Origin of the sequence: Bacteriovorax sp. BAL6_X (genome assembly GCF_000443995.1) — a bacterium.
In the GTDB taxonomy this organism is placed as follows: Bacteria; Bdellovibrionota; Bacteriovoracia; order Bacteriovoracales; family Bacteriovoracaceae; genus Halobacteriovorax_A.
In genome coordinates this window covers 697812-724739 of sequence record NZ_AUMC01000003.1, presented here as the reverse complement: position 1 = coordinate 724739, position 26928 = coordinate 697812, and the positions used below count along the sequence as shown (strand labels likewise).

At 36.2% G+C, this 26928-nt stretch carries 29 protein-coding genes; 18 read left to right on the top strand and 11 right to left on the bottom strand.

The genetic code is table 11. The features are described 5' to 3' along the window. Positions 1-144 precede the first annotated feature (144 nt). The 3 genes from M902_RS03605 to M902_RS03595 are packed head-to-tail and all read right to left on the bottom strand — an operon-like array spanning position 145 to position 3591. The gene (locus M902_RS03605; protein ID WP_021265809.1) at positions 145-1140 is read right to left on the bottom strand and encodes a hypothetical protein; all 996 of its coding nucleotides are present in this window, start codon (positions 1138-1140) and stop codon (positions 145-147) included. Beyond that, complete coding sequence (locus M902_RS03600; protein ID WP_021266124.1) at positions 1137-2120, bottom strand: hypothetical protein; 984 nt, start codon at positions 2118-2120, stop codon at positions 1137-1139. Before M902_RS03600 ends, M902_RS03605 begins: the two co-directional genes overlap by 4 nt. Positions 2121-2136: 16 nt before the next feature. Next, positions 2137-3591 (bottom strand): potassium channel family protein, encoded by a 1455-nt coding sequence (locus M902_RS03595; RefSeq protein ID WP_021266425.1) that lies wholly within the window; start codon positions 3589-3591, stop codon positions 2137-2139. Positions 3592-3680: 89 nt separating this feature from the next. On the opposite strand from M902_RS03595, the gene M902_RS03590 reads away from it, so the two are divergent. The 4 genes from M902_RS03590 to M902_RS03575 are packed head-to-tail and all read left to right on the top strand — an operon-like array spanning position 3681 to position 6395. Next, positions 3681-4751, top strand: a complete 1071-nt coding sequence (locus M902_RS03590) for an RES domain-containing protein (protein ID WP_021265779.1) — start codon at positions 3681-3683, stop codon at positions 4749-4751. A gap of 48 nt (positions 4752-4799) precedes the next feature. After that, a complete protein-coding gene (locus M902_RS03585) occupies positions 4800-5213 on the top strand; it encodes a 4-fold beta flower protein (protein WP_040313837.1) in 414 nt (137 codons plus the stop codon). Then, the gene (locus tag M902_RS03580; protein WP_021265935.1) at positions 5210-5779 is read left to right on the top strand and encodes a hypothetical protein; all 570 of its coding nucleotides are present in this window, start codon (positions 5210-5212) and stop codon (positions 5777-5779) included. Before M902_RS03585 ends, M902_RS03580 begins: the two co-directional genes overlap by 4 nt. Further along, complete coding sequence (locus M902_RS03575) at positions 5772-6395, top strand: hypothetical protein (RefSeq protein WP_021266206.1); 624 nt, start codon at positions 5772-5774, stop codon at positions 6393-6395. The genes M902_RS03580 and M902_RS03575 overlap by 8 nt, the downstream gene beginning before the upstream one ends. Here M902_RS03575 and M902_RS16300 read toward each other — a convergent pair. Beyond that, on the bottom strand, positions 6382-6555 hold the full coding sequence (locus M902_RS16300; protein ID WP_021266126.1) for a toxin-antitoxin system HicB family antitoxin: 174 nt from the start codon (positions 6553-6555) through the stop codon (positions 6382-6384). The two genes, M902_RS03575 and M902_RS16300, sit on opposite strands and share 14 nt — an antisense overlap. A 79-nt stretch (positions 6556-6634) precedes the next feature. On the opposite strand from M902_RS16300, the gene M902_RS03570 reads away from it, so the two are divergent. The 10 genes from M902_RS03570 to M902_RS03525 all read left to right on the top strand — a co-directional run bounded on the left by M902_RS03570 (position 6635) and on the right by M902_RS03525 (position 13646). Next, a complete protein-coding gene (locus M902_RS03570; RefSeq protein ID WP_021266241.1) occupies positions 6635-7240 on the top strand; it encodes a recombinase family protein in 606 nt (201 codons plus the stop codon). Between the two features lie 61 nt (positions 7241-7301). Beyond that, positions 7302-7595, top strand: coding sequence for a helix-turn-helix transcriptional regulator (locus M902_RS03565; protein ID WP_156979703.1), 294 nt, complete (start codon positions 7302-7304; stop codon positions 7593-7595). A gap of 37 nt (positions 7596-7632) precedes the next feature. Then, positions 7633-8175 (top strand): hypothetical protein, encoded by a 543-nt coding sequence (locus tag M902_RS03560; protein WP_021266343.1) that lies wholly within the window; start codon positions 7633-7635, stop codon positions 8173-8175. After that, positions 8176-8553, top strand: a complete 378-nt coding sequence (locus M902_RS03555; RefSeq protein ID WP_021266024.1) for a hypothetical protein — start codon at positions 8176-8178, stop codon at positions 8551-8553. A gap of 130 nt (positions 8554-8683) precedes the next feature. Then, positions 8684-9523, top strand: a complete 840-nt coding sequence (locus M902_RS03550) for a hypothetical protein (RefSeq protein ID WP_040313834.1) — start codon at positions 8684-8686, stop codon at positions 9521-9523. A gap of 176 nt (positions 9524-9699) precedes the next feature. Beyond that, positions 9700-10920 carry a hypothetical protein gene (locus M902_RS03545; RefSeq protein WP_021266220.1) on the top strand — a complete coding sequence of 407 codons (1221 nt, stop codon included), beginning with the start codon at positions 9700-9702 and terminating at the stop codon, positions 10918-10920. After that, positions 10917-11213: a hypothetical protein gene (locus M902_RS03540; protein ID WP_021266521.1), complete on the top strand. Its 297-nt coding sequence runs from the start codon at positions 10917-10919 to the stop codon at positions 11211-11213. Before M902_RS03545 ends, M902_RS03540 begins: the two co-directional genes overlap by 4 nt. Beyond that, positions 11197-11463 carry a hypothetical protein gene (locus M902_RS03535; protein ID WP_021265801.1) on the top strand — a complete coding sequence of 89 codons (267 nt, stop codon included), beginning with the start codon at positions 11197-11199 and terminating at the stop codon, positions 11461-11463. Before M902_RS03540 ends, M902_RS03535 begins: the two co-directional genes overlap by 17 nt. A 2-nt stretch (positions 11464-11465) precedes the next feature. Next, a complete protein-coding gene (xerC, locus tag M902_RS03530; RefSeq protein ID WP_021265894.1) occupies positions 11466-12752 on the top strand; it encodes a tyrosine recombinase XerC in 1287 nt (428 codons plus the stop codon). A gap of 66 nt (positions 12753-12818) precedes the next feature. Continuing rightward, positions 12819-13646, top strand: coding sequence for an Fpg/Nei family DNA glycosylase (locus M902_RS03525; RefSeq protein ID WP_021265924.1), 828 nt, complete (start codon positions 12819-12821; stop codon positions 13644-13646). Positions 13647-13648: 2 nt separating this feature from the next. Here the strand turns inward: M902_RS03525 and M902_RS03520 are convergent, their stop codons facing one another. Next, positions 13649-14254 carry a helix-turn-helix domain-containing protein gene (locus M902_RS03520; protein WP_021266055.1) on the bottom strand — a complete coding sequence of 202 codons (606 nt, stop codon included), beginning with the start codon at positions 14252-14254 and terminating at the stop codon, positions 13649-13651. Positions 14255-14298: 44 nt separating this feature from the next. Further along, on the bottom strand, positions 14299-14913 hold the full coding sequence (locus tag M902_RS03515) for a winged helix-turn-helix domain-containing protein (protein ID WP_021266238.1): 615 nt from the start codon (positions 14911-14913) through the stop codon (positions 14299-14301). A 103-nt stretch (positions 14914-15016) separates the two neighbouring features. Here M902_RS03515 and M902_RS03510 point away from each other — a divergent pair, with 103 nt between their 5' ends. After that, positions 15017-15394, top strand: coding sequence for a hypothetical protein (locus tag M902_RS03510; protein WP_021265940.1), 378 nt, complete (start codon positions 15017-15019; stop codon positions 15392-15394). Between the two features lie 144 nt (positions 15395-15538). Beyond that, on the top strand, positions 15539-17302 hold the full coding sequence (locus M902_RS03505) for an ABC transporter ATP-binding protein (protein WP_021266462.1): 1764 nt from the start codon (positions 15539-15541) through the stop codon (positions 17300-17302). Position 17303: 1 nt separating this feature from the next. On the opposite strand, the gene M902_RS03500 is transcribed toward M902_RS03505, so the two are convergent. Continuing rightward, the gene (locus M902_RS03500) at positions 17304-18656 is read right to left on the bottom strand and encodes a hypothetical protein (RefSeq protein ID WP_156979702.1); all 1353 of its coding nucleotides are present in this window, start codon (positions 18654-18656) and stop codon (positions 17304-17306) included. Positions 18657-18859: 203 nt separating this feature from the next. Between M902_RS03500 and M902_RS03495 the strand changes: the two genes are divergently transcribed. Then, positions 18860-22816 carry a hypothetical protein gene (locus M902_RS03495; RefSeq protein WP_021266097.1) on the top strand — a complete coding sequence of 1319 codons (3957 nt, stop codon included), beginning with the start codon at positions 18860-18862 and terminating at the stop codon, positions 22814-22816. After that, a complete protein-coding gene (locus M902_RS15700; RefSeq protein ID WP_021265982.1) occupies positions 22800-23321 on the top strand; it encodes an NYN domain-containing protein in 522 nt (173 codons plus the stop codon). The genes M902_RS03495 and M902_RS15700 overlap by 17 nt, the downstream gene beginning before the upstream one ends. 1 nt (position 23322) lies before the next feature. Here M902_RS15700 and M902_RS03485 read toward each other — a convergent pair whose 3' ends face one another. Genes M902_RS03485 through M902_RS03470 form a run of 4 tightly spaced genes read right to left on the bottom strand, consistent with a single transcriptional unit; the run spans position 23323 to position 26916 of the window. After that, positions 23323-23853 carry an NUDIX hydrolase gene (locus tag M902_RS03485; RefSeq protein ID WP_021266281.1) on the bottom strand — a complete coding sequence of 177 codons (531 nt, stop codon included), beginning with the start codon at positions 23851-23853 and terminating at the stop codon, positions 23323-23325. A gap of 8 nt (positions 23854-23861) precedes the next feature. Then, the gene (locus M902_RS03480) at positions 23862-24518 is read right to left on the bottom strand and encodes a hypothetical protein (protein WP_021265918.1); all 657 of its coding nucleotides are present in this window, start codon (positions 24516-24518) and stop codon (positions 23862-23864) included. Positions 24519-24526: 8 nt separating this feature from the next. Beyond that, complete coding sequence (locus M902_RS03475) at positions 24527-25246, bottom strand: glycerophosphodiester phosphodiesterase family protein (RefSeq protein WP_021266356.1); 720 nt, start codon at positions 25244-25246, stop codon at positions 24527-24529. Beyond that, positions 25246-26916 (bottom strand): hypothetical protein, encoded by a 1671-nt coding sequence (locus M902_RS03470; protein ID WP_021266527.1) that lies wholly within the window; start codon positions 26914-26916, stop codon positions 25246-25248. The genes M902_RS03475 and M902_RS03470 overlap by 1 nt, the downstream gene beginning before the upstream one ends. Positions 26917-26928 lie beyond the last annotated feature (12 nt).

The window sequence follows — 26928 nt, the reverse complement described above, 5'->3', positions numbered from 1 at the left end:
TTAAATGGCATACCAAAAGAACTTCAATTAAATCATTAAGTTAAAGATATAGACTGTATTTCAACGTTTCCGTTTACTTCCTGTTCTTTCCTGAATATTCCTGATTTTCCCTAATTCGACTGATTACTCTGATTACGTTGATTACTAAAATGGAAGCTTATGAAACCAAACGGAGTTATAAATTGTCATACAATTTTGTTTAAACCATTCTGACCACAGAAGAGGATTCTTCTCTATCAATCTATTATTATTTTCATAATCAAACATAGCAGATAAGAATTGCTTTATAAATGGAGTAGATTCATCTAACCATTCGCCATAAAGCTCTTCACTATCCCACCACTTCGTATTACTTGGGTGTCCCCCAAACAAGGAGCGTACTTCATAAATTTGATTCACCCAAGTCTGAATATCCTTTTCGAGAGAATAAAATTTAACAAAATCATCTCTTCTACACTCAACCTTACGTTCAAGTAAAAACTTATGCCCAATATCTATTACTTTATCTAAAGCTGTAATTGCCTCATCAAAGTATCCGTGATTTCTTAAGTCTATGAAGCGAAAATAGAAATATAATGCTCTCTGAATAAAAGGGTCCATCCCGTTTATCTTATTAATCCAGTTGTCAAAAATGGTATATTTATCATTATCAAAATCACAAGGAAAATTAAGTGGTATTGAGTTTAAAAAAGACCTTTCTGATATCCTAGGACTTCCGATATATTCAAAAGTTTCATCAAAAGTTAAGGACAGTGCCCCAAGAGGTTCAATAGCTCGACCTCTAGTTACATATTGATTAGCAAAGTGAAAGAACCATGAGACGTGGTCATACAGCTCCTCATTATTTATTACTTTTCTCCATCCTCTTTTCCAGAATGGTCCTTTAACACCGATAACAAAGCTCTTGTCATCTCCCCCCCAATTATATAGGCCGAGAAATGAATTATCACCACAATATTCAATTAGAGGCTTTGTATAAATCTCTCTAACTTCAAGTATTTCTGAATTATCTCTTTCAGATAATGAAGAAACACACCTTTTCAAACAAGGAACAAGCTTATTAAGCTGTTTCTCTGAAATATGATGTTCACTATATCGCCTATAGCTACTATAGAACTCATTTAGCTTAGCTTTACTCATGGCCATTTACTCGTATCATAACAATCTGGATTAGAATCAATTGGTCTGGCATATGGAGAATTAAAGTCGTAATTCTGAAGAAGTATCATTTCAATAAGAGGTTCTGAAAGTTTAAAATTAGAAATCCTCCTAAGATTCCACATAACAAGTCCAATATCTCTAGTATAATTCGCATACTTTACAAGCTCCTCCACTGAGATTGATAAACAAGGTGGGTCAAAATGACTTAGGTGATTACGAAGGCCTTTCACAATTTTTAAAGAATCTAATTCATTTTTAAATTGAGGTAAATGCACTCCAGTAATTTGATAAACCCACTTCAATTTATCATCAAATCTTCTTCCATGCCTTTCGCCAAGAACACTCTTATCAAATTTCCAGTTTGGGACTTGTCCATACTCTGCAAGCAAATACATTTTATTCAAAGTCATATCAACAACGGATACTAGCTCATTAATTAACATTCTAAAATTAAGAAACCACTGGCTATTTATCTTCACAGCATCATGGCTATTCACAGCAAGCTGTTTATAGAGAAATACAATGTTCTTACAGACTGTATTTACTAAGTTTGAGCTTGCTAGTCCTTCCCTATTTAGCACAGGTGAGATAGGAAACGTCTTTCCTAATTCAGAAAGAGGTAAGCCTATTTTCACTGAACCATCTGATGCATTGATTGGCTGAGGCATAGACATTTCAACACCAGTATCAATGTAATTAGTCCCATGTGGAAAATTAAATTTTTTATTATCAAGACTTCTTCTTGAATGAAGATGATTTAACAGGAATCTATATTCTACTTGACCCGATTGAGTCCCATTCTTACCTTGCCAAGTAAAGCTTTGGGTACCTAACTTTTTTAGCTTTCCAATACTATAATTTTGATTCAATGAAGTATTAATTATATATTTGGCTAACTCTCGAGTTACTTTATTCGGTGTTGTCTTTATGTTTTGAGTTTTGAAATATGATATATTCATAGACGATTAACTATACTTACAAACGATTTATAAGAGTATATTCTCCACCAGAAACTTCTATCCTATAACAAGTAAGAGTTTCATCATTGCCACTAAAAGATTCTTCAATTTTCATTAATGCATCCTCTTCACTATCGAAGTAATTAATTTGAAACCTTAACTCGGATATAGACTTTGACTGTATTAACTTGTTGAGTTTATCTTTAAATGAATTTCTAATCATGTAATAATAACGATTAAAAGGTAAACTATACGCATTTCCTTCATACATTACCTTTTGTTCAGGTTGAATATGAATACCACGAGCACCATCACAGTAAACAAACCTAAAGTTATATAAAATAGTATCCTTATACTTTAAACTATAGGTAGAAGCTCTTGAATCTCTATCGGTAAAATTTTGAGACCATGGCTCATTGTAACTAACAGAGTTATTTCCAACGATTATTTTAAATTCAGGATTAGGAATATAATAATAACTTTCAACACCAGTTTCAGGGTCCTCTGACCTAGTCCAATCATCATGCTTCGTTAAATGTTTCTCAAACTGCTTCCACGGCTTAGTAAATAAGTTAACAACATGAGCAAAGAAACTACCTGATAAAAGTCCCATAAAAACAATCCCTAAAAAGGACTCAAATACAGCTAAGATTCTAGCTATATTTGTTACAGGTGTAACATCCCCATATCCAACCGTCATAAAAGTAATACCACTATAATAAATAAACAGTGGGAACAAATTACTAACCTTATTTAGAATAGGTTTCCCCTCGACTAAGGACATGTAAATATTTGTCAATGAGTTACTTGGCTTTAAATGAAAGTAACTCCAATCTTTACCTGAAGTAATTGAGCCACCAGTTTTCTTAATATTCATCACACCCAAAGAAAGAAAATCCAACGCTTTGTGTGGCCCTGCAACTTGAGTTTGACTACCATTTTTTGGTTCAATTTTAAAAAGAGGATTTCCCTTAGGGTAAGAAACGTGTGGAACAGCCTTAAAGAGGATATATCTTTCAATATGGTCTTTATTATAATTCTCAAATCTAAACTCTAATACTCCAGAGTCTTCCTTCTTCTCATTTGTATGCTGTGAATAATTAACTGAATATGATAACTTTAATATATTTTCTTCAAAACGATTATACGAAATAGAAATTTCCTCAATAACGTAGTTGGGCTTATCTTTATACGAAGAGAAAGATACAGGTGGGGCAAAAGAAAACTTACACTTATTCAACGACCTTTCTAAAATATAAAGTTTCGAGTTTTCTTTACAAAAGTCATCAAAAAACTCTTCTACTGCATTCTGCTCAAATGAACTGCCTACAGTATAATTCACTACAAAACTTTCATTCATCTTCATAAAAATAAAGGTGAATCCAAGTATTATTAAAGGGATAAGAAATAAATAAAACTTAAAGTTCAAAAATATTTCATGTTCTTCTATAAAGCGACCAAGCTTTTTCATTCTATTGACCTTCATACTAATTGTTTTTGACTGGGTATATCATAAAAACTAGAATTATTTAACCCTAATGAACAAACGAGGTCTAATTTATGACAAAAACATATATAGATATTAAATATTTCCAAGACTCATACTTACTAGAAAACCTTCAAGCTAAATTAAAGACTGGAAAGTGTGAAATTGGAGAAGAAGAGTCTGAAGAATGCATAGAGGTCAGTGATTTAACTTCCTTATTTGAACCATTGCTAGGGCTGTATATTCCCTATGATAGATATTCGGCTTCATCACTATTTGAAGGAGGAAGCCATGAAGATGAAGGCCCCCACGTTTCAGAACTTATTCAAGAGGATTTTGGTGTATTCGATGACTATTACCACTCAGATAATTATAGAATGATTACAGATATAATTATTGGAGCATTCCCAAATATTGAGAAAAATTGGCAACTAAAGTCATTATCAGAAGACCCATGTTATAGATTTGATAATTGTTTTATCCATGATGAAGATAGTCAAATGGAGTATGATTTCTGGGAATCCTTTAAAGAAGAACTAAAGCACTCAAATCGTTTTTTTCCAGATAACCAAATTCAATTAGATAATCTAGATAAAATATTTCAAACAAGAAAAAGAACTGTTAGTATTGATACAGTCTTCTACCGAGCAAGACCTTCTGACAAAGTACTTAATAAAAATGAAATGGGGCCACCTCCTTGTAAGTTCGCTTCTGTGGGTAGAGCAAATCCTAAGGGTATTTCCTATTTCTACTTGGGGTCTAATACCTCTATCTGTGAAAAAGAAATCAAAATTAAAACTGGCGAAACATATTCCATAGGAGAATTTTCTTTAAAGGAACCAAAAGTAGTAGTTGACCTGAGTAATTACTACATCACATCTCCATTTGCTCTAGGCCCAGAACTGAAGTCGTATATACAAGACCTCGAAATCTTAAAGATGTACATTCAAGAGATGTCTAGTAAGACAAATTCTCACGACCCATATTTTGATTACCTACCAACTCAATATATAAGTGAAAGAATTAAGCATAATAAATATGACGGATTAATGTTCAAAAGCTCTTTAGGAGATGGTGTAAACTATGTTTTCTTTAATGAAGATGACTTTACTTGTATAAAGGTAGAACAAAAAGTTTCCAGTTAAAATACAAAATGTGCTCACATCATTAGTTTCTACTGATAAAATAGTAGTATGAATAAGCCATATCTAGACAAGATTAACAATTCAATACACAAGATAATGATGGAGAACCAAAAGCACGTTTCTCTCTTCGATAAGAATGGATTCTTTGCGGGATGGTTTATTGGGGAAAATATCTTTGACGAAGAAATGAATCCTATCATGTACGTCAAGAAGAACAATATTTGGCGTTGGGAAGATAAGGTTTGGGTCGGTAAGATTGATGGAGACGGCGTATATCGGACAAATGGCGATATAGTATTCACTCTTAATCCATCTAAGAGACTCAAAAAAAAGAGAGTAACTAAAGACCCTGCAACTTCGACAAGACCACCTAAACCTATAAGCCCACCGAGAAAGCCAATCCCAGACAGGGAGACACAGCTCACTTTTAAATCCTATTTCATAGATTTGAGTAAGATTTGACGGATGCAAGCGTCTGCACTCGAAAGCGAGCTAAGCAAAGAAAGACCCACGAACTTCCCATAGAACACTTTAAAAACTGGGAAGACTATTTCACGATACAAGTTGCATCTATCATTTCAAACTTAACAAAAACTTCCCTTTATGAGGAACTAGAGTTTATCACGGACAAAAGTAAGAAGTGGCTAGCTCCTCGCATTACACGAGGACTACGAATCTCGACGCTAAGTGATTGTGAAAAAGGACTACAGTATTTAAGAGAATTACTTATCCCCTCTCTTGAAAATAGCATTCTTAAAGCACAGGAAAGCATGAAATTACTACGATTAAAGGAAGAGATATTAAGATGCTCCTATAAAGAACTTCACGGTGTGGAAATGCCCAATATAATGAAGTCTTTTGATAAACATAAAAGTAATTCTCAACCAGAGTTTGTACAGCAAATGTTAGTCTGTGGTGTATTTGGTGAAGTAGAATCCAAAATTCAATACGATAAGACAGGTCTTTTCCAAAAACTGATTTCTCCATTTGAAAGTGAACATTTCTTCAAGGAGTACTTCAATGAGTAAAAGCTACAAGCTCATGAGAGAATCAATGCTTGAATTAGATATAAGAGAGTTTGAATATACCCGTATTTTTAATGACTATAATCTATATACAGAGGGAGAACTGATAGAGTCGAAGCAGAGAGAAGCATTAATCTACCCAGAGAAGAGACTCCTTCTTGAGGTATATCTGAGAGATTGGAGAAATAATCAGGTAAGAATTAAATTAAGAGTCCCACAAAGAGTCATTCAATTAGATGAAATGCTTTTTTTTGAGAATGGCCCTGAAACAGAAATACTCATTGAAATTCAAAAAGATGGCTCACTTCTTTTCAATACTAATGGGATATTTAGTAGAAAGCTATTTTTAGAGCCATTTAAGTTTAATTTTCTCCCCTCTAAACTTTTAAATTTTACATACTTATCCAAAAGAAAGAATTATCAATCTAGGAGTAGATTCACTTATCAAGATGAGTTAGGCTTTGCTCACCTATATTGGCACAAAAGAGAAATGGAACAAAAGAAATACTTTGAAGCAAAAGAAAACCTAGAAGAGAAAATACTTCCAAGCTATAGAAGTAGAATCGTAAGAAAAGACTTCAATAGTCTCGACTTTACAATGAGGCCTACAGTTGATTAGCTTCTTCTAGACAATGCTCTATCATCTGTACAATCATTTTATTAAGGCTAAGCTCCTCATTCTCGGCATAAGCTTTTAAAACAGAATGTAACTCTTTAGGTAATCTCAAAGTTACAGCAACATCCTCACTACTTTCTTTCTTGGGTTTAAACTTGGCCATACTCTCTCCTCATTAACGACACTTATTAATGATACCATTTTTTAGTTGCATAAAAAGACACTGCGTGTTATAATGTATTATGAAGTCAAAAAAAGCTATCTACCTTAGAGTCTCCACCCAAAGGCAGGATTTAGCATCCCAAAGGCTAAGAGCAGAGAACTATTGTAAATCCCAGAGCTATTCAGTTGAGGACTACCTCATCTATGAAGACAAGATAAGTGGAGCAAAATCAGACAGAATTGCTCTTAATAAACTAATAGAAGACTGTAGAAATGACTTGATTGATACTGTTATAGTTGTTTCCTTATCAAGGCTTTCTCGCTCTCTTAGACACCTTCTTGATGTCGCTAATGAGCTTGCCTCTATGTCCGTAAAACTAATCTCAATAAATGAGCAAATTGATTTTTCTACGCCTATTGGAAAAATGATTCTATCTGTCACAGGGAGTATTGCGGAACTTGAAAAGAACCAAATTTCAGACAGGGTCAAGAGAGGTCTTGAGCATGCAAAGGCTCAAGGAAAGAGGATTGGACGTGAAAGAGTTATTTGTAGAGAGACTGTAATAAGTCTTCACAAGAAATCATTAACTAACATTGAAATATCTAAAATAGTGAAAGCAAGCCCCTCCTCTGTCTCTAGAATTATCAAGGCTTACAAGCTAGGTGAGACTAGTGCCGTATCCTGAGAGATAAATCATTTATCTCTCAGCATGTTACAAATTAAAATTTAGACCCGATGAATAAGGTATGAAGATGCAACTATCTATAAATCTAAGAACTTTATTATCAGAGTTTGATTGGTCTGTTCCAAAGCTAGCAAAAGAATCAGGGGTGAATACTCAGACAATTCACAACTGGCTTAAAGGTCAATCTCCTAGAGACTTAGGACAAGTCAAATTAGTGGCAAATACTCTCTCTGTAAGCTTAGATGACCTATGCTTTAGTACTATTGAGGAGAAGTCAAAAGAAGTTATCAAGCAGTTTCAAGATGAAATCTACGCAGGAAGATTTGAAGTAGTACTAAGACCAATTAAAGAATAAATAATTTTTACCGACAAGGCTAACTATCGAGGAAAATATGGAAAATAAAAATAATAAAAAGAAAAAATCGTCTATTTGGAAGATTCCAAAGTATTTTGCACTATTTCTTATTGGAGTAGCTATAGCTGTCCCCAAATACAAAAAATACAAAGCAATGAATGGCCCTTATAAAAGTGATATTGAGAATTATTTAAATCACAAAGAGGCTATCGCAAAAACATTCTTTAAGATGCAGGAACTAAGAGAATCACAACCTACAACTATTTCTGAACAAGACTCACTTGTGGCGGAGCTTAATAAGCTTTGCAATAATCTCCCTAAACCAACTTATAAATTTCAAGAAGATGTTTATAAAGCACAACTGAAATGGTGTGCAAATATGTTTAAAAAAGACAAGTACCTTATGAATGCTATGAAGCAAGGAGTACCAGAATCAGAGTACTCAAAAAAGTATGCAGAAATTTTTAGAGAAGCTGTAAAAGATGAAAACTTCACTATTGATGGTATGGACAAGTGGTATTCCGAAGTTGAGATGGCTCAATTCCTAGAGCATAACGCCTTAACAAGGCTTAAGAGATAAATGGTTATTAAGCACATCTTTCCTCTTTTAATACTACTCTGTGCTAATGCGTACGGAGAAGACAAGCCACTTCCACCGACTACTAAAGAGTACAAAAGTTGTTATGTAGCTAATATGAAAGCTAAGAATCAAAAGTGGATTACTAGAACACAAGAAAGAATTAGCTATACACGACAACAAGAGTATTACAAAAGAAATTCCTCTACGAAAAAGTCATACGAACAGTGGTTTAAAGTCGAAACTGATAAACTATCAAAAAAGCGTCTATTAATTCAAAGTCTCGAAAAAAAGTACGGCACCAAGGACGCTTCATCAAAGGAATGTAAGAAGTACTGGAAATTTTACTTTCTTGGTGATGATTTTGAATCCAGACTCTAACTCTACTAAATTTCAGAGGTTTACATTTCGTGTCAAATATTGAATAAACCTAGTTTATAAAATAAATATTGAATTTTATTAACTATAGCTTTTTCAACGGAAAAAAGCGGACTTCAAACAAATTCAAAAGATGAAATATTACATACCACTTACCATTCTTTTAGATGAACTCTCTATCACAGAGGACTTATTCTATGGTTCAATTTTTAAATCACTCACTAGAAACATTGATTTTAAAAATATTCATTTTTATATTGAGAAAATATTTGGAAATCCAAGACCAGACCTAACAGATATCATTATACCAGTAACTGGAAATAGTTTTTTAAATAAGAATGAATCGGAAAATCTTTTAGAAAGCTATAAGTTTTTAACGATTGATAAAAACGAAATACTAACTGCTTCCAAACAAGCAGGATGGTTGTTCACTCTAGATGAGGAATTCCCTTGTTTTATTGAAGCAGAGAGTGACTGTTTCTATGAACCAACGAACAAAGCATCTTTATCAAACATTTATATAAAGAAAGAAGACAAGAACAAGTTAACAGAACTTATAAATAGAACCACACATCCTTCATTAAACTTAAAAACTCTTCATATATTCTATGATGAAAGTCTTATTAAACTAAGCTCATCACAAGCATACATCATTTACTCTCTTCTATCTCTTAAACAAAATTCACAACTTGATGAGTTCACTTCTAAAGAAATAATCACAAAAGCATGGGAACTTTATAGACAAACTGAAGGCAATGAATTGAATAGATTTGGACTATCAAGAATTGATAACAACTCTGGATTTGAGATTGAAAATATTAGCTACTCAAATATCCAAAGGCTTTCTGATATATTTAAATCTAAGAAGGAACTTATTGGAAAAACAGAGGCACATTTAATTAAAATCAAGGGAGAAAGAAAAAACACAGCATACAAAATTAAGCTTCCCCCAAACTTCAGAGTGATTCTCTAACTCTTTGCAAAACTTTTTTCTACGACAAGCTAAACTCTTCTACGATAACCTCCATCTATTCTACATTTCTAAACACCTCTATTAAATGCTTTAAATACCTTCAATAAAGAATTGTTTCTAACAAAGATTCGATGCACCCGCTTGCATCCATATTAGTAAGTACAAAGGAGAGATAAGTGAGAAGAGAAACTCAAGCTTTAAGTATATCTAAGAGAGCAGAAAAACTCGTCAAAACAAACACCAATCTAATTATTGATGAAGAGAAGGAAAATGGGCCATGGACACTCAAAGAATGGAGTAATCCAAATAGAAAGATGCTCGAATCCATTAGCTACACTAATGCTGATAAGTATCATGCAAAAGGCTCAGCGACAGGTTCTACTTTCAGCAATGGAATTTATAAGCGTAGAAGAGTAATTAGATACTTATCTAAGCAGAATATAGATGTCGTTAGAAGACTTCGTAAAAGGGACGATAACTCTATCTGTGTTATCGTTATGCAGGTTTTTGAACAATACTCTTTTGGTGTTCTTCATAAAATTGGAAACCTTACTAAACTTATATCTCAAAGATTGATGAAGGAAACACTATCAAAAACATCTATCGACGGGAATGATAATATTTTTGAAGATGAAATTAATTATACAAATGGTAAGTGTCATTGGGACTATATTCAAAATCACTTAGTTGGATTTGAAAGCTATGTACGCTCGATTTTTGGAAAAATTTACTACCATATCTTAAAGCATAGCGATGTTCGTATTAACTTTAATGTAAAATTCTCTCATCTTGAACTCTATACAATGGTTAAGACTCACTCACCTAGCCAAGACTTAAATATATTTGAAAAGAAGATAAGGGATGAGTTTGGTGTACCAAGGTCTGAAAAGGATTCAAGAGGTAATATCGTAGGCCCAATTATCTACCATTTTAATACAAAGGATTACATTGGCTCATATATTAAGGTTTATCGAAAAACTGAAGACCTAATCAAAGTCGAGATAGTCTATTCTGACAGACATTTTTCATATCACAAAAATAAACAATACAAGAACGAAGGCCTTGGATATGTTCTTGAACAACTTCGACTAAAGACAGAGCGAGTACTTAGAAGGATTCTTGTAAATAGGTCTTTAAATCAAGAAAGTCTAACTTATGAAGAGTGCATCGAGGATTTTATTCCTCACGGTGGAAAACACTTTAAAAAGCTTATTCAAAAGCTTACCTCAAATGCAGGCTCCATAACTATAAAGTCAAAAGAGCGAGGTTACAGAAATGTTTTAAATCTCGTTAACAAAGGGATTTTAACAAAGGGAGGGGTTCGTTCTACCTTTGAGCTAAATCCAAAATATTCAGCATTAATCACACGCAATTTTAATTACGGAGGACAGAAATGATTAACTCAAGAGAGTTCCACGGAGCTATTGCTCTACAAGCTTACGGTGAAAAAGACATTGACCACAATGCATTTAAACATGCACTAGAAGCAACAAGAGGCATTCCATTATCAAAGAATTTTTATGGTGAATTTATTGAAAGTTTTTATGAAGAATATTGTACTTACTCAGTATTTAGCTCAGTGAGTTACCTTAAGCATCAAAAAGATGCCATTGATAAGGAAATTAAAGATAGAAAGCAAAGAAAGAGTACTCGCACAAAAAAAGGAGATAATAATGAATCAAAGAATTGATTTGGAGGACAAACTTAATAACGTTGATTATGATTTGCATGAAAAGCTCTTTAAAAAGAAGATATGGGAATTAAAAGATGTTTCCTTATTCACTGGATTGTCGGCCAAAACTATTCAAAACCGTATTTCCATTGAAAGGAAGCGTAAGACGAGAAGTAAGCGAGGGAATTTTATTCCCTATATGAAGCGTTGTGGCAGATTATTCTTTGACCCAGAAAAAATCCTTAATTGGATTGAAGAAGGAGATTAAGAATGAGTAAAAAACAACAAAAGCGTGAAAACATGTATATCCCTGTACCAAGCTGTAGAGGGATATGTAAGCACAAAAACACAGGAAACTACCAAGCGACTAAAACGATACGCAATAAGACTACGAGGAGAACGTTTGAAAGTCTCAGACAAGCTAAGAACTGGCTAATTACTTTTAATGGGGTTGACGAAGACCAAAGTCAAGAAAGGCAATATGCATCCCTTAAGGAAGTCTGGGACTCGATGCAGAAACATCACTTTCCAACACTCGCCAAAAGTACGAAGACAATTTGGTTAAGACGCTATCAACTTTTGAAAACTCTTGAACATCTACCTATGAACCTCATTACGAGAAGTAAAGTAAGGTCTTGGGTTGAAGAAAACGTTGAGTATTTCAAAAGTGACTTTTATGAAGGAAGTTCTCGTGGAAAAGCAAAAAGGTGTAATCTTGATAATGAGCTTAACTTGTTCACCACAATTTTCAACTGGTATCAGAAACATGAGCTGTATGAACAAGAAGCAAAGTTCTTAATTAATCCTGTAAGAACCGAACATAAGAAGCTAGGTATTATTAGACCGAAGCCTGTTAGGGATATGAATATTTCAGTAGAAGAATGTCTTAGATTCTTTGAACATCTTAATCCTCTATACAGAGATTTAGCTATGTTTCAATATCTTACAGCAAGTAGGATTGGTGAAATTGCAGGACTTCAGTGGCATAGAGTTGATTTTTCAAGGAACAAAGCAACAATTATGGAGACATGTTACTGGGATAACTCCTCTAAAACTTTTGTATCTTTGAACGATTCTCCTAAAAACAAAGAACCACGACCTTTCTATTTAACACCAATTTTAAAGGCTATACTTTTAAGGAGACAAGAAGATAGGTTTGAAGGAAGTAACTTTGTTTTTCATGTTAACGGTAAGCCTCTAAATTACGGCACTATTCAGAAGAACTACCGCCAAGCTCAAAGACGAGCAGGTATTCCACACTCAGGTACTCATATATTGAGACATGGAATGGCAAAACTAGCTCGTAAAATTGGTGGTGGACTTGATGCGGTTATAGCAATGACTGGCCATAAGGACTTTAAGTTAGCAGACCACTACTCAAAGCTTGACGAGGAGCTCAATAAAGAAGTTTCTTTAAAAGTTACTGAAGAGATTAAGAAGAAAATGATTGAACTTGGGTATAAAGACGAAGCTTTACCTATTCAAAATCATTATCACAATGTTATTCCACTAAGTAGCTTTAGAGTTAATCAAGGTAATCAGTTGGTAATTGACTGATTACCACTGATTACTTAAACTAACTCACTGAGTAAAATCTAATTAAAACATGAGGTTATAAAGCAAGTGCCCGAGCTCCCGGAGGTCGAGACCATCAAATCACAATTATCCAACGTTCTCCCAATGGAGATCCAAGACGTCGTCTACTCAGATGTGAGTGACTCAATTGTGAAAGACAAGGACTTCAATCCGCGAGGCATGACTCTCCAAAGAGTCGAGCGACAAGGAAAAGTTCTGCGCTTCTTTTTCACCGATACACACGGCAATGAGTGGCGTGCAATTTCAGGTTTAGGAATGTCGGGATCGTGGCGAATTGCAACTGAAGAAATTACAGAAAAGCATACTCATATAAAACTCATTGGTACAAATGCCAAAGGCCCGCTGCACTTGGGCTATATTGACCCGAGACGCTTTGGTGTTTTTCATCTCTACTCTCCACCTAATGAAGCGACTTGGTTAACACGTCTAGGCCCTGATGTTTCTAAGGCTGAGTTCACACTTGAGTATCTTTTGATGCTTAAAAAAGAAAGGCCTAATAAGGTTTTAAAACCATTTCTTTTGGAGCAGAACTTTTTTTCGGGTGTTGGTAATTATATGGCAAGTGAGATTTGTGCTCACGCAGGAGTTCGCCCAACTCGTCGAATGAAAACACTCACAAAGCTTGAGTTAGAAAAAGTTTTCATGGCCATAAGAATTGTTCTCGATGATTCTATCGCAACTGGTGGAACGACTTTTTCAGGGGGCTATCAAGATGCCTTTGGTGAAAAAGGTGAAGGCGTTAAAAATCTAGTGGTCTTTTATCAGAAAACTTGTCAGCTCTGTAAGAAGAGTGAAGTGAAGAAGATTACACTTGCTCAAAGAGGGACCTACTACTGTCCGAAGTGTCAGAAGTAGAATTATTCAACTAAGAGATAATTATCAATTTTATAGTGGTTAATTTGATTGACCAAATAGAGTCTGCCCTTCTTTGTAATGATACGAAAGAAGTCATTTCCCATTTCCGGATCGCGAAGTTTTTTTCTAAGACGACTAAGGCCTACATCCATTGTATTCTCACTCGTTGAACCAAAGAGAATATCAGAGAGCTTTCCCTTTTCTCCATTACCCGCGCGATTGATGAGGCGAAAGAGTTCCATATCGGTACGACTAATGATGTGAAAGAGTTTATAAATTTCCATCAAGTGAAAACGGCCAAAGAGGGCCTCGATAAAATCGTCCACTCCCATGCTCTTTAAGACACAAAGATTTCCACCAAGTGGTAAGAAGCGATTTAGGTTTCTTTGGGTGAAGTCATCGACAACATAGACATACTTAAGAGTGGTGTATTTTACTTCTTCGATTAATTCATCAGGAATGGTATCAAGTTCAACAATAAGAAGTTCACCTACTCCAGTTTGAGAAGGTATTTCATCGAGATACTCAATAGGAAGACCGAATGCCTCTTCAATAGCATCTGCATAAAAGAGCTTTCTCTTATCTGTGGTGTAGGCCAAAATTTTCATCTCTACCTCCAAGTAATTTTACTTGAAAGCACTTCAATGAGATCTTATTTTTTTTCTAATAAATGTTTTGGAATTTCGTAATTCGTTAAACGACTCACAATATAGAGTCTTCCACTCTTTGTGATAATACGAAAGAAATCATCTCCAATTTCAGGATCGCGTAACTTCTTTCTTAAGCGGCTTAAGTTAACATCCATTGTACTCTCACTTGTGGAGCCAAAAATAAGTTCACTTAATTTTGACTTCTGACCGTTTCCGGCCCTTAAGATAAAACGAAATAATTCAGTATCGGTATGACTAACGAGGTGGAGCATCTTGAACATTTCCATTTGGTGAATACGACTTGTGAGAATCTCCATGAAGTCTTCAAACGGAATCCCCTTCACTGCAAATAGATGACCGCCAATTGGCAGGAGGCGATTAAGGTTATTTTGCTTAAGTGTACTAACCAGCGTCACGAATTTAACCCTTGTATACTGGACCTTTTCAATGAACTCATCAGTGATCTCATCTAAATCTAAAATGAGTATTTCGCCCGGAGGAAGTTCAAATGGAAGTTCGTCTAAGTACTCAAACTTGGCACCATAGAGGGCCTCTATTTCCGACTCCCTAAAGATTTTCTTATGATTAGACGTGTAAGCTTTTAATTTTATTGACATAGTAAACCTTACGTATTTGTAAGTAAATAATATTGCCTAAACATATTATCATCATGTTGTACCAATAACAATAGTTGGTAAATAATAAAACTGGAGGTTATGGATGAAAGAAAGAAGAGTGTTTGAGAACATCGCTGAATTAATAAAAGTCAAAAGACGTTCTTTATCACCTAAGGTGTCACAACAAGGATTGTCGTACCGCCTAGGTTATAAGAACGGACAATTTATAAGTAATATTGAACGCGGACTATGCTCTGTTCCACTACGTTCACTGAATACTGTTTGTAGTGTTTTAAAAGTATCGAAAGAAGAGCTTAAAGAAGTACTGCTTAAAGATTACGAGCAAACGATTGATAACTACTTCGCGGAAGCGGCCCTACAAGAACAGGCCAGCGCGAGTGTTGAAGCAAGGGACGCTTCAGCAACTAGTGACAAGGAACTGAAGGGTAATTTTGAATTTGCCAGCAGTTTAGTCATCTAATTACAGGGTGACTTCGATTCCCCTCAGGTGTACTCAACAAGCACTTCGATTCAATATAATTTGAGTACACCTGAGGAACTTTTTCAAATTAAGAAATTTAGGCCATAATGCTCCCACTACAAAGTTCACGCTCACGAGGTTTAAATGGAAACTCAATCCCCATTACATAAATTAATTAATCATTTCAAAAATAAACGCGGCCAAATCTATACGGCCTCGTTCTTTTCAATCTTAAATAAAGTATTCGACATTGCTCCTCCCCTGTTAATTGGTCTTGCCGTTGACACTGTCGTCAAACAAGAAGACTCATTTCTTGCTGGCATGGGAGTAAGTGATAAGGTCGAGCAAATCTATATCCTAGGTTTTCTCACATTTGTGATCTGGGCCCTTGAGTCCCTCTTTGAATACCTTCTTAAATTATGGTGGCGTGGGTTGGCCCAAGAAGTACAACATGATCTTCGAATGGAAGCCTACGACCATCTTCAAAACCTACATATTTCTTTCTACCAAGATAATAACTCTGGGAATTTAGCGACAATTCTTAATGATGATATCAACCAACTCGAACGCTTTTTAGATGTTGGCGCCAATGATATTATTCAAACGCTAACAACTGTTGTTTCAATCGGTGGAATCTTCTTTTACCTTTCGCCTCAAATTGCCCTGCTCTCACTGACACCAGTGCCATTTATTCTTTGGGGAAGTTTCTACTTTCAAAAGAAAGTACAACCTCGTTATCAAAATGTTAGAAGCGAAGCTGGATTACTTGCTAGCATGCTTGTGAATAATATTGCAGGGATGATGACGATTAAGTCCTACGTTGCTCAAAAGTTTGAGTACGATCGCCTAGAGAAGCAGTCTAATCAATATGCTAAGGCCAATAAAGATGCCATTCGCGTCTCTTCTTCTTTTAGCCCAATCATTAGAATGGCCGTTCTATGTGGATTCCTCTTTACTCTCATCATTGGTGGTATCGACGTTCTTGATGGAAAGTTAGAAGTAGGTTCTTACTCTGTTCTAATCTTCTTAGTTCAAAGACTTCTTTGGCCACTAACAAGACTTGGTGAAACTTTTGATCTTTACCAAAGATCAATGGCCTCAACATCTCGAGTGATGGAGTTAATTGAAACAGAAGTTAAAGTAACTGATGGTGGTAAGGAGCTTCAAGAATTTAAAGGCGCTGTTGAGTTTAGTGGCATTAACTTTAAATACGACGAAGAAGATAATACAGGTCTGAAAGATATCAATCTAAAAATTGATGAAGGCCAAACCATTGCCCTTGTAGGTCCTACAGGTTCAGGAAAGTCCACAATGTTAAAGCTTCTCCAACGCTTCTATGATCCTCAAACAGGGGCCGTAAACTTTGATGGCCACAATATTCGCGATCTAAAGCAGAACTCTCTTCGCTCACATATTGGATTTGTCTCGCAAGAAACATATCTCTTTCACGGAAGCGTATTAGAAAATATCATCTATGGCTCACAAGGTGCATCTGAAGTTGATGCTATGAGAGCGGCAAAGCTTGCTGAGGCCCACGATTTTATAGAGCTTCTACCAAATGGTTACCAGACAATTGTTGGTGAGCGAGGACAAAAACTTTCAGGAGGCCAAAGGCAGCGTATTGCCATTGCTCGTGCCATTTTAAAAGATCCGAAGCTTTTCATTTTCGACGAGGCCACAAGTGCCATCGATAATGAAACAGAAGCGGCCATTCAGCGCTCTCTTAAGACAATCACAAAAGGGCGCACAACAGTCATGGTGGCCCACAGGCTTTCGACAATTATTCATGCAGATCAAATCTGCGTATTAAATGAAGGAAAAATTGAGCAACGTGGAACTCATGAAGAACTCATCGCTCAAGAAGGATTATATAAAGCTCTTTGGAATGTTCAGACAGGAGCAGTCTAAACTAGAAAGCAAATTTAAGTGAAGAATAAATGGTGTCGTTAGCTCGATAAGCTGACCAATAAGAATTCTTATTTGGCGACTTAATCAGCTCGGCACCTAAATTTAAACTAGCAGCACCACGCCAGAAAGCATAAGTCGCTTCAGCTTTTAAGATAATATCATCGCGATCAAAGTCATATTTTAAATCTCCCATCACATTGATGAAGTCATTAAAGTAATAACGGCCACGCATACCAAGAGCATTACTCCACTTCGCCGTATCAGAGAAGAAATCATCTGATCCACGTTCATTATTAGTAAGCAGGTTGATATAGTTTAAAGAAAACATATAGTAACCTTGATTGACGTTAAATGAGATAGAAGCGTAACTCTCTTTTTCGTAGTTAGGCTCGATATTGAAATATTCTGATTCAAATTTCTTATTTTCTTCTCGACTAAAATCTACAACCTTAAAGTCATTTCCAAAAGTAGCTGTCGGGTCACTCATATCAACACCAGCAACCATTTGCACGTCACCTAATTGTTGCTTGTATTGAATCCCATAATAAAGATGGTGGTTAACAACTGGTGAAGCATCAACGGCAATGACATCGCGATCTTGATCAAAACGAGCATCAGCATTCATCTGCAGACTATTTTGCGGCTTATAGATAAAGAAGGCCGAAATTTCAGAACTCTTCTCTTCATTAGTTCCAGAAAGTCTAAATCCAAGTGACTTATTCTTTACAACGTCATTATAGATATTAGGCATATCAATAGTGTAATAAAGAGGAAGAACATTACCTTCAAGTACCGTGTACTTTGGAGGAAGTCTTACCCACTCACTCTTACTCGATACATTCCCACTTTCAATCTCTAGTCCTGGATTCATCCCTGGCACAAAGAAGTATGAGAAAAATACTGAGAAATTTAGATTCTTATTAAATTTGCGGTCGTATTGAATACCTACTACACCTTCCTTCTTTTCAGAAAGTAAGTAGAAACCTTGATTAGGGTTTAGGGTACTAAGTAGCCAGTAATCCTCATTCTCATTCCACTTTAGAAGCTGTCGCCCAAGTGAGATACGATTGTCCTCATCTTTGAACTCGATATAGGCTTCCGGCATAGAGAAATTAAAGGCAGGCTCTTTTGTCACATAGGCCCTTGCTGCAAATTCACCGTAGACTTTTCCATTCCATGCTCTTGTCTCGTAACTTCCTTCAATCTGGGCCCAGTCATCATACTCTGACTTCTTAGCTGGATCATTTAATCGCTGGAATTTCTCATAAGATACGCTTCCATCAAGCTGTGCGTAGACAGCAAGGCCAGATAACGACACGCATAATAATGTAACTTTTTTGATGAATTTATTCATTAAAGTTAATTAAATCAGAAAAGATTCGTAAATAGAAGCTTTTAACTCGGATTTGGTAGCTATTACCTTAGGTGTTAACACTTTTGACAGTATACCGTTAGGAATTGTGTACACTTTTAACGCAGTCTGTAAAAACATTTCAAAATATTCGGTTATTCCTTTTCATTTAACTAGAAATTTTCTAGAATTTGGGTGAGGGAATTATGACCAAACACACTAAGTTACTGAAATTACGAGATTTCATTGCCTACCTTCTGGTAGCGCTACTAGTTTCGTCTTGTGGTTTCATCAATGATGACCCTGTCGAGGGTGCAGATATCGCTGAGTATGACGGAATTTCAGCTAGTTGCAAAATTGACACGGATCGTATCAAAAAGCTATTCGAAATTAATATCGAAAAAGATCTTAATTGCGTCCAAGATACTCTGAATAAATTCAAATATGTTGAGTCCAGAGATAATCGTTTCTTCTTCCGTGAAGATATCGTGAAATTTGCTCGTAAATATATGAATAATCCAGCTGGTTCTGCTGACGATATTATTGAAGGCTTAGACCTTCTTTTCAAACTGAACACTCTTCTACAAAGAGATATCCCGGGACAAATGTCTCGAACAAAGATTGATTCATTCTTTCAAATCCTAAAAGAATTTAACCGCTCAGCAGTTAAGATTGTAGCCACAGTAAAAGAGCTACAAGATGTAAAATCAAAAGAAGATTATTATAAGACTTCGGCGATCCTTAGAGCACAGGCCGATGCTTTTTCTGCAAACCTAAATGAAATCCTTCAACAAATTCCTGGCCCTGCACAGGCCATTGATATTCAAAGTCTAATTCTCGATATTACGAGAGACCTTAAAGACTTCAAACTTGGTAAGGAACTTCTAAACTCACTACTATTTGCTAAGAAGCTATTTCTTGGTGGTTCACGTATCTACGTTGACTCTGATGAGTTTGCCCAGCTATTCACTTTCTTCCCAGTTTTCTTACAAAACACAATTGATATCTTCTTCCTTAAGAAGGAATACTTTGAAGATGGTTCTGAATACTTTAACAAGCTTGCAAATAATCTTGAAGAGCTGAAGCTCTTTGTTTACGAGCACCAGAAAGAAGAAAATATTATTACGATTGCCGATATCAACAATATCATTGATGAATTCTTTAACGAAGATGATGACTTTATTTCGACAATTCTTGGTACTAATAAAGATACTAACGTTAAACTTAAGTCACTTATTCGTTATGCAAAAAGAGACCTAATTCGTGGAAATCCAGAAGTCTTCTCTTATGCTGATGTTGAGCTATCACTTGGTGTCGTTAACGTTGCACTAAGATCTTTTGAATCAGTAAACATCTTAAATGATCTTGTTAAGGAGATCGAAGACAAGGATTTTAATAGTAAAATTGAAATTAAGAAGCAATTCCGTGCAGAAGTTGGACGCCTAAGTGAGAATGCAAAGAAGCTTTTAGACGAGGATATCTCGATTCCTCGTAATCACGAAATGAATGTTCTTAAATTCGCTAATGACACAATCAAGCTTTATGATATTGATCTTATCGAAGACGTTGTTAAGTCATTTATGGCACTCAAAGTTGTTACAACAGGTGGTAGCCGCGAAACACTTCTTTTCCCGGAGCTTATGACGCTTCTATCAAAGACAGATCCTCTTGCGGCCCTATTCTTTGACCTGAAATATCTAGCTAAGGAATACCTAGAAAAGACTCCACTAGAGAAGAATAACTTCTTCCTAGCTCAGGTTAGATCTGTTCAAGACCTTATTCTAAATGAGCTTGAAAATGATCAAGTTATTACAATTACAGATATTAATAAGCTGATTGAACAATTCTTTAATAAGCCTGAAGATCTTGATAAAGGGATCGCTATTAAGAACCTTGTTCTTAATTATAAAGATAATATTTTAAGACTTCCGCCAGAAGTTGATTATCTTTCATTTAAACAATTTAAATCGACAGTAAATGTAGTTGCTATTGTTTATCGCTACCTAGCATTCCTTGATATGCATATTGAGAATGTTAAGCTTTTTAAAGATGACGGTTCAAAAACGGCCAGAAAAGTTATCTCGCGTAAGGAATATGTAAACCAATTCCTTTCAATTAAAACTGAATTAGCAAATTACCTTCTTGATAAGGACTTTATTAATCAAGATGGACTTATTAAATCACTAATCGCTCGCCTTAAAGAGTCAGGTGGAATGTTTAAGGAACCATTTAACTGGAAGCTTTACTCAGAGGCCATGGCCCTTAAAGGCCTAGTTCTTGGTGGCAATAACCTTATTTTAAATCGTGATGATCTTTATCACCTAACTGAAAAGTCACAAACTCTTGCAGAAGTTCTTTATGATGCATTCTTCACAGACTTCTCAGATGAGACTCAGTCAGTACAGAATACGGCGAAGGTTCTTGAGCTTCTACGTAAGACTCGCTCAATCTTCCACCCTATAACTGAAAAGAAGAATTACTTTACAGCAAAAGAGATTCTTTCATTTGGTGATGAGCTAATTAAAGAAATTAATCGCAAGTCAGATACTCCTAAAGATGAAAGTGAGCTACTAAAGCTTTCAAACTTTAAGCGCACACTAATTGACTTTACTCAGCGTATTTTTGATCCAATCCCACGCTCGGAGCTTATGTATCCAATTCCATGTAAGCCAAACCCTGCTTACGATGCAGATAAGCAAGGTAGTTCTAAGTGGATTTGTACAGAAATCGATCCTCCGGGAAGTGAAAATTTTGACCTTATGATTACAAGTGATGCTGTTAATCGCATTCTTGATATTGCAGATAGCGCATTTGAAACACTTCTATTCTCAGATTCGACTTTCCAATTCTTTAACAAAAGAATGAATACCCCTAAGCCGTTATATATTGATCGTCGAGAGTACCCAACGGAAAAAGAAGTTCCAGAGTATAAGCTAATAACGAAGAGATCATATGTCGTTCTAATTGAAGAGTTTACGAAAGTTGCGCGCGACTACCGCTACTTTAGAAATAAAGATGGCTTCCCAACTTATCAAGCAGATATCGTTAGAAACAAAACAGGATTCAACTCAATCATGCTCTTTAGAAATGTGCTTCCGCATGTGCTTGAGGGCTACAAGACAGAAGGCGACACAACTCCTCCAAGACTATCGAAGGGCCTATCTGATAACCAACTTAACAATGCCCTAGTTGGACTAAAGGCCGCTCTTGAAGAGATGGGACTGTGGACAGAAGATTTTAAGACTTTTGGTGAGAATATTCTTCTTCTATCAGATCTCTTCCAGGCAACTTCTGGTGGTGACCTTTTCATCAACCTTGATGAAGTGAGTGAGTTCATTGAACTGATCTTTACAGCAGCAAAGATTACAACTCTGATCGAAGAGAATCTATACGAAGAAAAAGAATGTGATACTAGAATTGATGAAGCAGGCTTCTCAGTGATGGACTCAAAGTGTATTCGTACAAAATTCTTTGATAAGTTATTTGGAGAGAGAGAGCTAAACCTTTCTAAGTACTTCCCTCGTCTTAAAGAATACGTAAACAACAATAGCAGAGAACACGTTGTTGAGTTTATCAAAGGTGTTGAGATCTTCTCAAGAAGTGTTGAAGACGTTGATAAAATTTGGTGGAGAAAGAAAGACTTCACACTTGTACTTGGAGCAATGTTAAATATCGAATCGACTTATATTCGTTTTGATAGAAACGCAGATAATAAATTGGACCGTGGTGAACTAGATCGCGGTTACAAGAATGCATATAAAAACGCAATCATTAGTATTGCTAAACTAAAAGGTAAATTAAAGACCTTTGGACGTACAGCATTCTTCTACCTATTAAAGTACCACAAAGACCCGGGTGCGATTAATATCGCCTGGACTCATGTGTGGTTTAAGAAATACTTTAATGATTTTGAGGCCAAGCGTCTTGATATCAGTGAGCTACTAAGATTCTTAGTAGACAAGCGAAAGCCAGAGGATCCTTCAATTATGTTTAAGGAAGAATTGGCAGCTTGTGCACTCGGTAGATCTGATGTTGATGAAGATGAGCTAAACGAGATTTTCAAGGGACTAAGTATTGAAATGATCGAAGCGCAAATTAAGCAATGTCACGCTGACTACGTTCAATCAAACGGAAGTGAAGCATTTTATGGAAATTTTCATTAATCAAACTGTTGCCATCCTAATCGATGGCAACAATATCGAAAGAAGTATTCACAGCGTAACAAATAACTCAAATACGATGGTTAATTTTGATACGCTCATCCCAAAACTCCTAGATAATCGCGGTCTGAACCGCCTGATCTATTTTAGAGAGGGTAAGAATATCTCTTCTAAACTTACTGAGCGATTACATAATCACTACTACGGTTCGGTTATCCCTTGCCACAAGAGTGCTGATATCCCTCTGACTATTAAAGCGACACAGCTGGCCTCAAAAGTTGATACAATTATCATCCTTTCAGGAGACTCTGACTATATCGAGCTTGTTCGCCACTTAAGATCAGAAGGTGTTCGTGTTGAAATCGCCTCGATCCCAGAAACGACTTCTAGCCTTCTTGTGGAAGAAGCCGATTATTATCATGAAATTGATGAAAGTGATTGGTTTGAACTGCAAGGTCAATCAAGACAGGCAAGGCCAAAGAAGTATAGTAAGAATAAGCGTAACTAACTCAAGACTGAAGGAGATATCGACTTAGACAAAGCTCAGATAAAGAGTGATCGACTTCCTTTAGCTTCTCTTTGAGTTCAGCGACAGGAACAAATTCTAATTCGATATCCTCGTCTTCATCAAAATTTTGTTTTCCATCAGGACGACAATTTTTAGCAAGGTAGAAGTGAGCAGTGTTGCTCAAGAAAGCAGGGTTAACACTTACCGGACCAAGACTCTCCCACTCATCACTGATATAGCCAGTCTCTTCCTCCAGCTCTCTCTTTGCAGCAGCAAGTGGATCTTCACCGCGCTCAACAGCTCCGGCCGGAGTCTCTATTGTGATAACATCCTTACCAAAGCGGTACTGCTTAACAAGAACGACTTTATCATCTTCGGTAATGGCGACAATATTTACCCAGTCGGCAAGACGGATAATATCATAAGGGCCTGCGCCAATTGGCTTTGTTGGATGAGTTGCAATAATGGTTTCATATAAAAAGATATTGCCACGATAGACATTCTTTCTCTCTTTAATAATCCACTTTTCCATCTAAACTCCTAGAACTCCATTAGCATCGCAGCATCATTTGCCTTTGTTGACTCTAAGATTCTCTCATTAGTGCGATCTCTTAATTCAAGATATTTTATAAAGGCATCCTTTCCGACTTTTTCTAACAGAAGGTCATCATATTTCTTTTGAATTTCGCGATCAAAGGCCATCTCTTCTTCAGTCGGATTGTAAGTGTAGTTTTCACCGTACTTCTCTTCTAACTGTTCATGCATTTCTTCAAACGCCGATACCTTATCGTTAAAGAGACCTTCTCTCATATTCAAATAGTCTTTATATTCTCTCTCAGTAAGGCCAAGTTCAGAAATGAAGAGCTCTTTTACATTTTTCAGCCATTCTTCTTCAAGACGATCAAACTCTTCCTCTTTGGCCTCTAGCCTTCTCTCAAGATCCTCATCGTCAACGACGTCCAGCTCTAACTTTGTCCCATCATCATTAGCTTCAACGGCCTCAGCACTATCATCATTGCCAGCAGTAATCTTCTTAGCTGGCATATCCTCAAATTCAACAACTTGAATTTTAGAGGTCATAATATCCTTGGCCTCATTGTCTTTAGCTGTTTTTAAATTTGATTGTTGAGAATTAAAGAAGTAGGCACCACCGGCTGCGATGGCAAGTATGATTATTGCAATTACGATTTTTTTCATAAATTAACTCAAGGTTTAATATTTTCAAATATTATATTAGCACCTAAACGCTTAGCTGTCCTCATTTGTTCTTTAGTTCTTACTGTCCAAAAGACAATTTTATTAAAAGTAAAATGTTTGATGATACTAAGCTGTACCTTTGAGTATGTGTCGATATCAAGGCCAATATAGTCAGGCCTGATAACAGGAATGAAAGTCATATTTTCTAAGAGCTTCTGCTTGAGAGGGTTTAGAGTCGTGTCACTAAAGTCTCTTGTGACAAGAAGGCCTAAGATCACGGCCGGATAGTGCTTGCGAAACCACTTTAAGGTAAATGGATTAAAGGATTGAATTGTATAATCCCCTTCATATCCTTGAAGGACCTTCATCACTTCTGACTCAAGCTCTCCTGTATGCTCAAAAACCTTAAGTTCAATAATAAGTGGAACTTGCCCGTTTACTAACTCCAAAACTTCCTTAAGCGTTGGAATCTTCTCTTTTGTTTCTTTGATATAGAGTTGCTTTAGGCTATCAAGCGTGTACTGAGAGACCTTTCCGTTGCTACCAGTTAGACGCTCAAGAGTTTCATCATGAAAGACCACCACATGGCCATCACTTGATAAGTGGACGTCTAATTCAATAGCGTAATTATATTTAATGGCCGCCTTGAAAGCGGCCATTGTATTTTCAGGTTTTTTGTCGTCGTGCAAACCACGATGGGCAATATATGTATCGAGATAGAATGCCATTATAATGTTCTTAAGAACATACGAAGATCTGATTTGTCCTCTTCACTAAGTAGTTCGTTCCCCTCTTTATCCGTAAAGATTCGATTATAGTGACCCGAATTTGAAAGTCCAGGTAACTTTGTATTGTAATATGCTTCTCTAATTCGTCTCTCTTCAGGTATATCCATCCCAACAGGAAAACCATTACAATCAAAATCGAAGTCTAGCATAGGATCAACTGCCGGAATCTGGTAGAATTCCTTCACTCGTTTTGATGGCGGAGTCATAAGCTCACAAAGGTTTGGAATAGAGTTATTGTGCATATATGGCCAACGCGCCCAAATTCCATTTAATGGAGGTGGTACGTAACCCTTTTGTGGCTCAACTACTGTCTTCATCCACTTAGATATCGCAAGTTCATTTAAAGCATCAGCAAAGTAGGCCGTTCCTTGGTAGCGAAGTGGATCAGTTCCAACATCCTTAACAGGAGTCTTTTCGTGATATATGAGCTTTCTTGTTTTAATCTGCTCACTCTTAGACATCAGCCCAGAGAATGGAAGATCCCAATTCTTTTGATATTCTCCGTGACATTTTTGACAACGGTTTTCAAAATGCTTTTGACCTCTTTTTGCAGCATCAATATCAATCCTTGAAACATCAAAGAAGTCATCAATGCGAGGCGCTTTTGTTGAGAATGCTGCAGCAGTTAATTCCTTAATAATTTCAGGATTATCTTGTAACCATTTTTCTAGCTCATATAAATCAGTACCACGCCCAAGTTCATTCCAAAGAAAATTTGTAAAGATTGGGTTTCCTTCAACAATTGATCCATCAGATAACCAACGAGTTTTATATTTCAGCGTCCACCAAGGCATAGGCTTAGAGTCAGCAACTGTTGACTTAAGCGGATTAAACCTTGGAAAGACTTCATTTAATTTCGACTTTGATGCATACGCATCTTGCTTTCTGTGTGCAAGAGAAAGAGCTACTTGAGGAAGAGAAGTATCAAGTCCTAGAACCATTGGAGATGCCGCTCCAACAGAATGAATATTCTTCTTTGTTCTCTTAAGCATTGCTACTTCATCATCAGTAGCATTCGTAACTTTTTGGAAGGTCTTAGTTGGAATAAATGGTAGTAGCTTCTTAGCTTTTACAAAGAGCTCATTTGCCTTAACTGTTTTATTTGTAAGCCCCATAACAGATGTTCCAAAGAGGCTTGCAGAGTGGCAAGTAGCACAACTAAAAGTAAGTCCTTTCCCCCACTTCGTATCAACAATACTAGCACCCATATAGTAGTCTGGCTTATAACCATCAGGATAAGGGATACGATAAATCCCGTTCGCATCTTCGTCATTATAAGGGTTAAGTCCAAGCCACTGATAAAAAGATTCAACACTATTAACGCCAAATTTCTTTTCACCAAGAGTTGTTAAAACAAAATTAACAAATTTTTCATCACGAAGTTCAAAGAAATTATTAAAAGCTTCATATGGAATTAGAAGTCCCGTAACACTTACTGGCCAAACGAGAGCATGTTTAAGCCCATCTTGGGTGACTTGTTCATATTCTTCTTGAGAGAGTTGGTAGAGGTTTTCGCGATTCTCACCCTTTTCAATTTTAGCATCACGGCCCCAATTAGGTGCGTATGAAAAAGCCTGTAAACTAATTAGCAGTAAAAGTAGTGATTTCATCCTCTCTCCCTC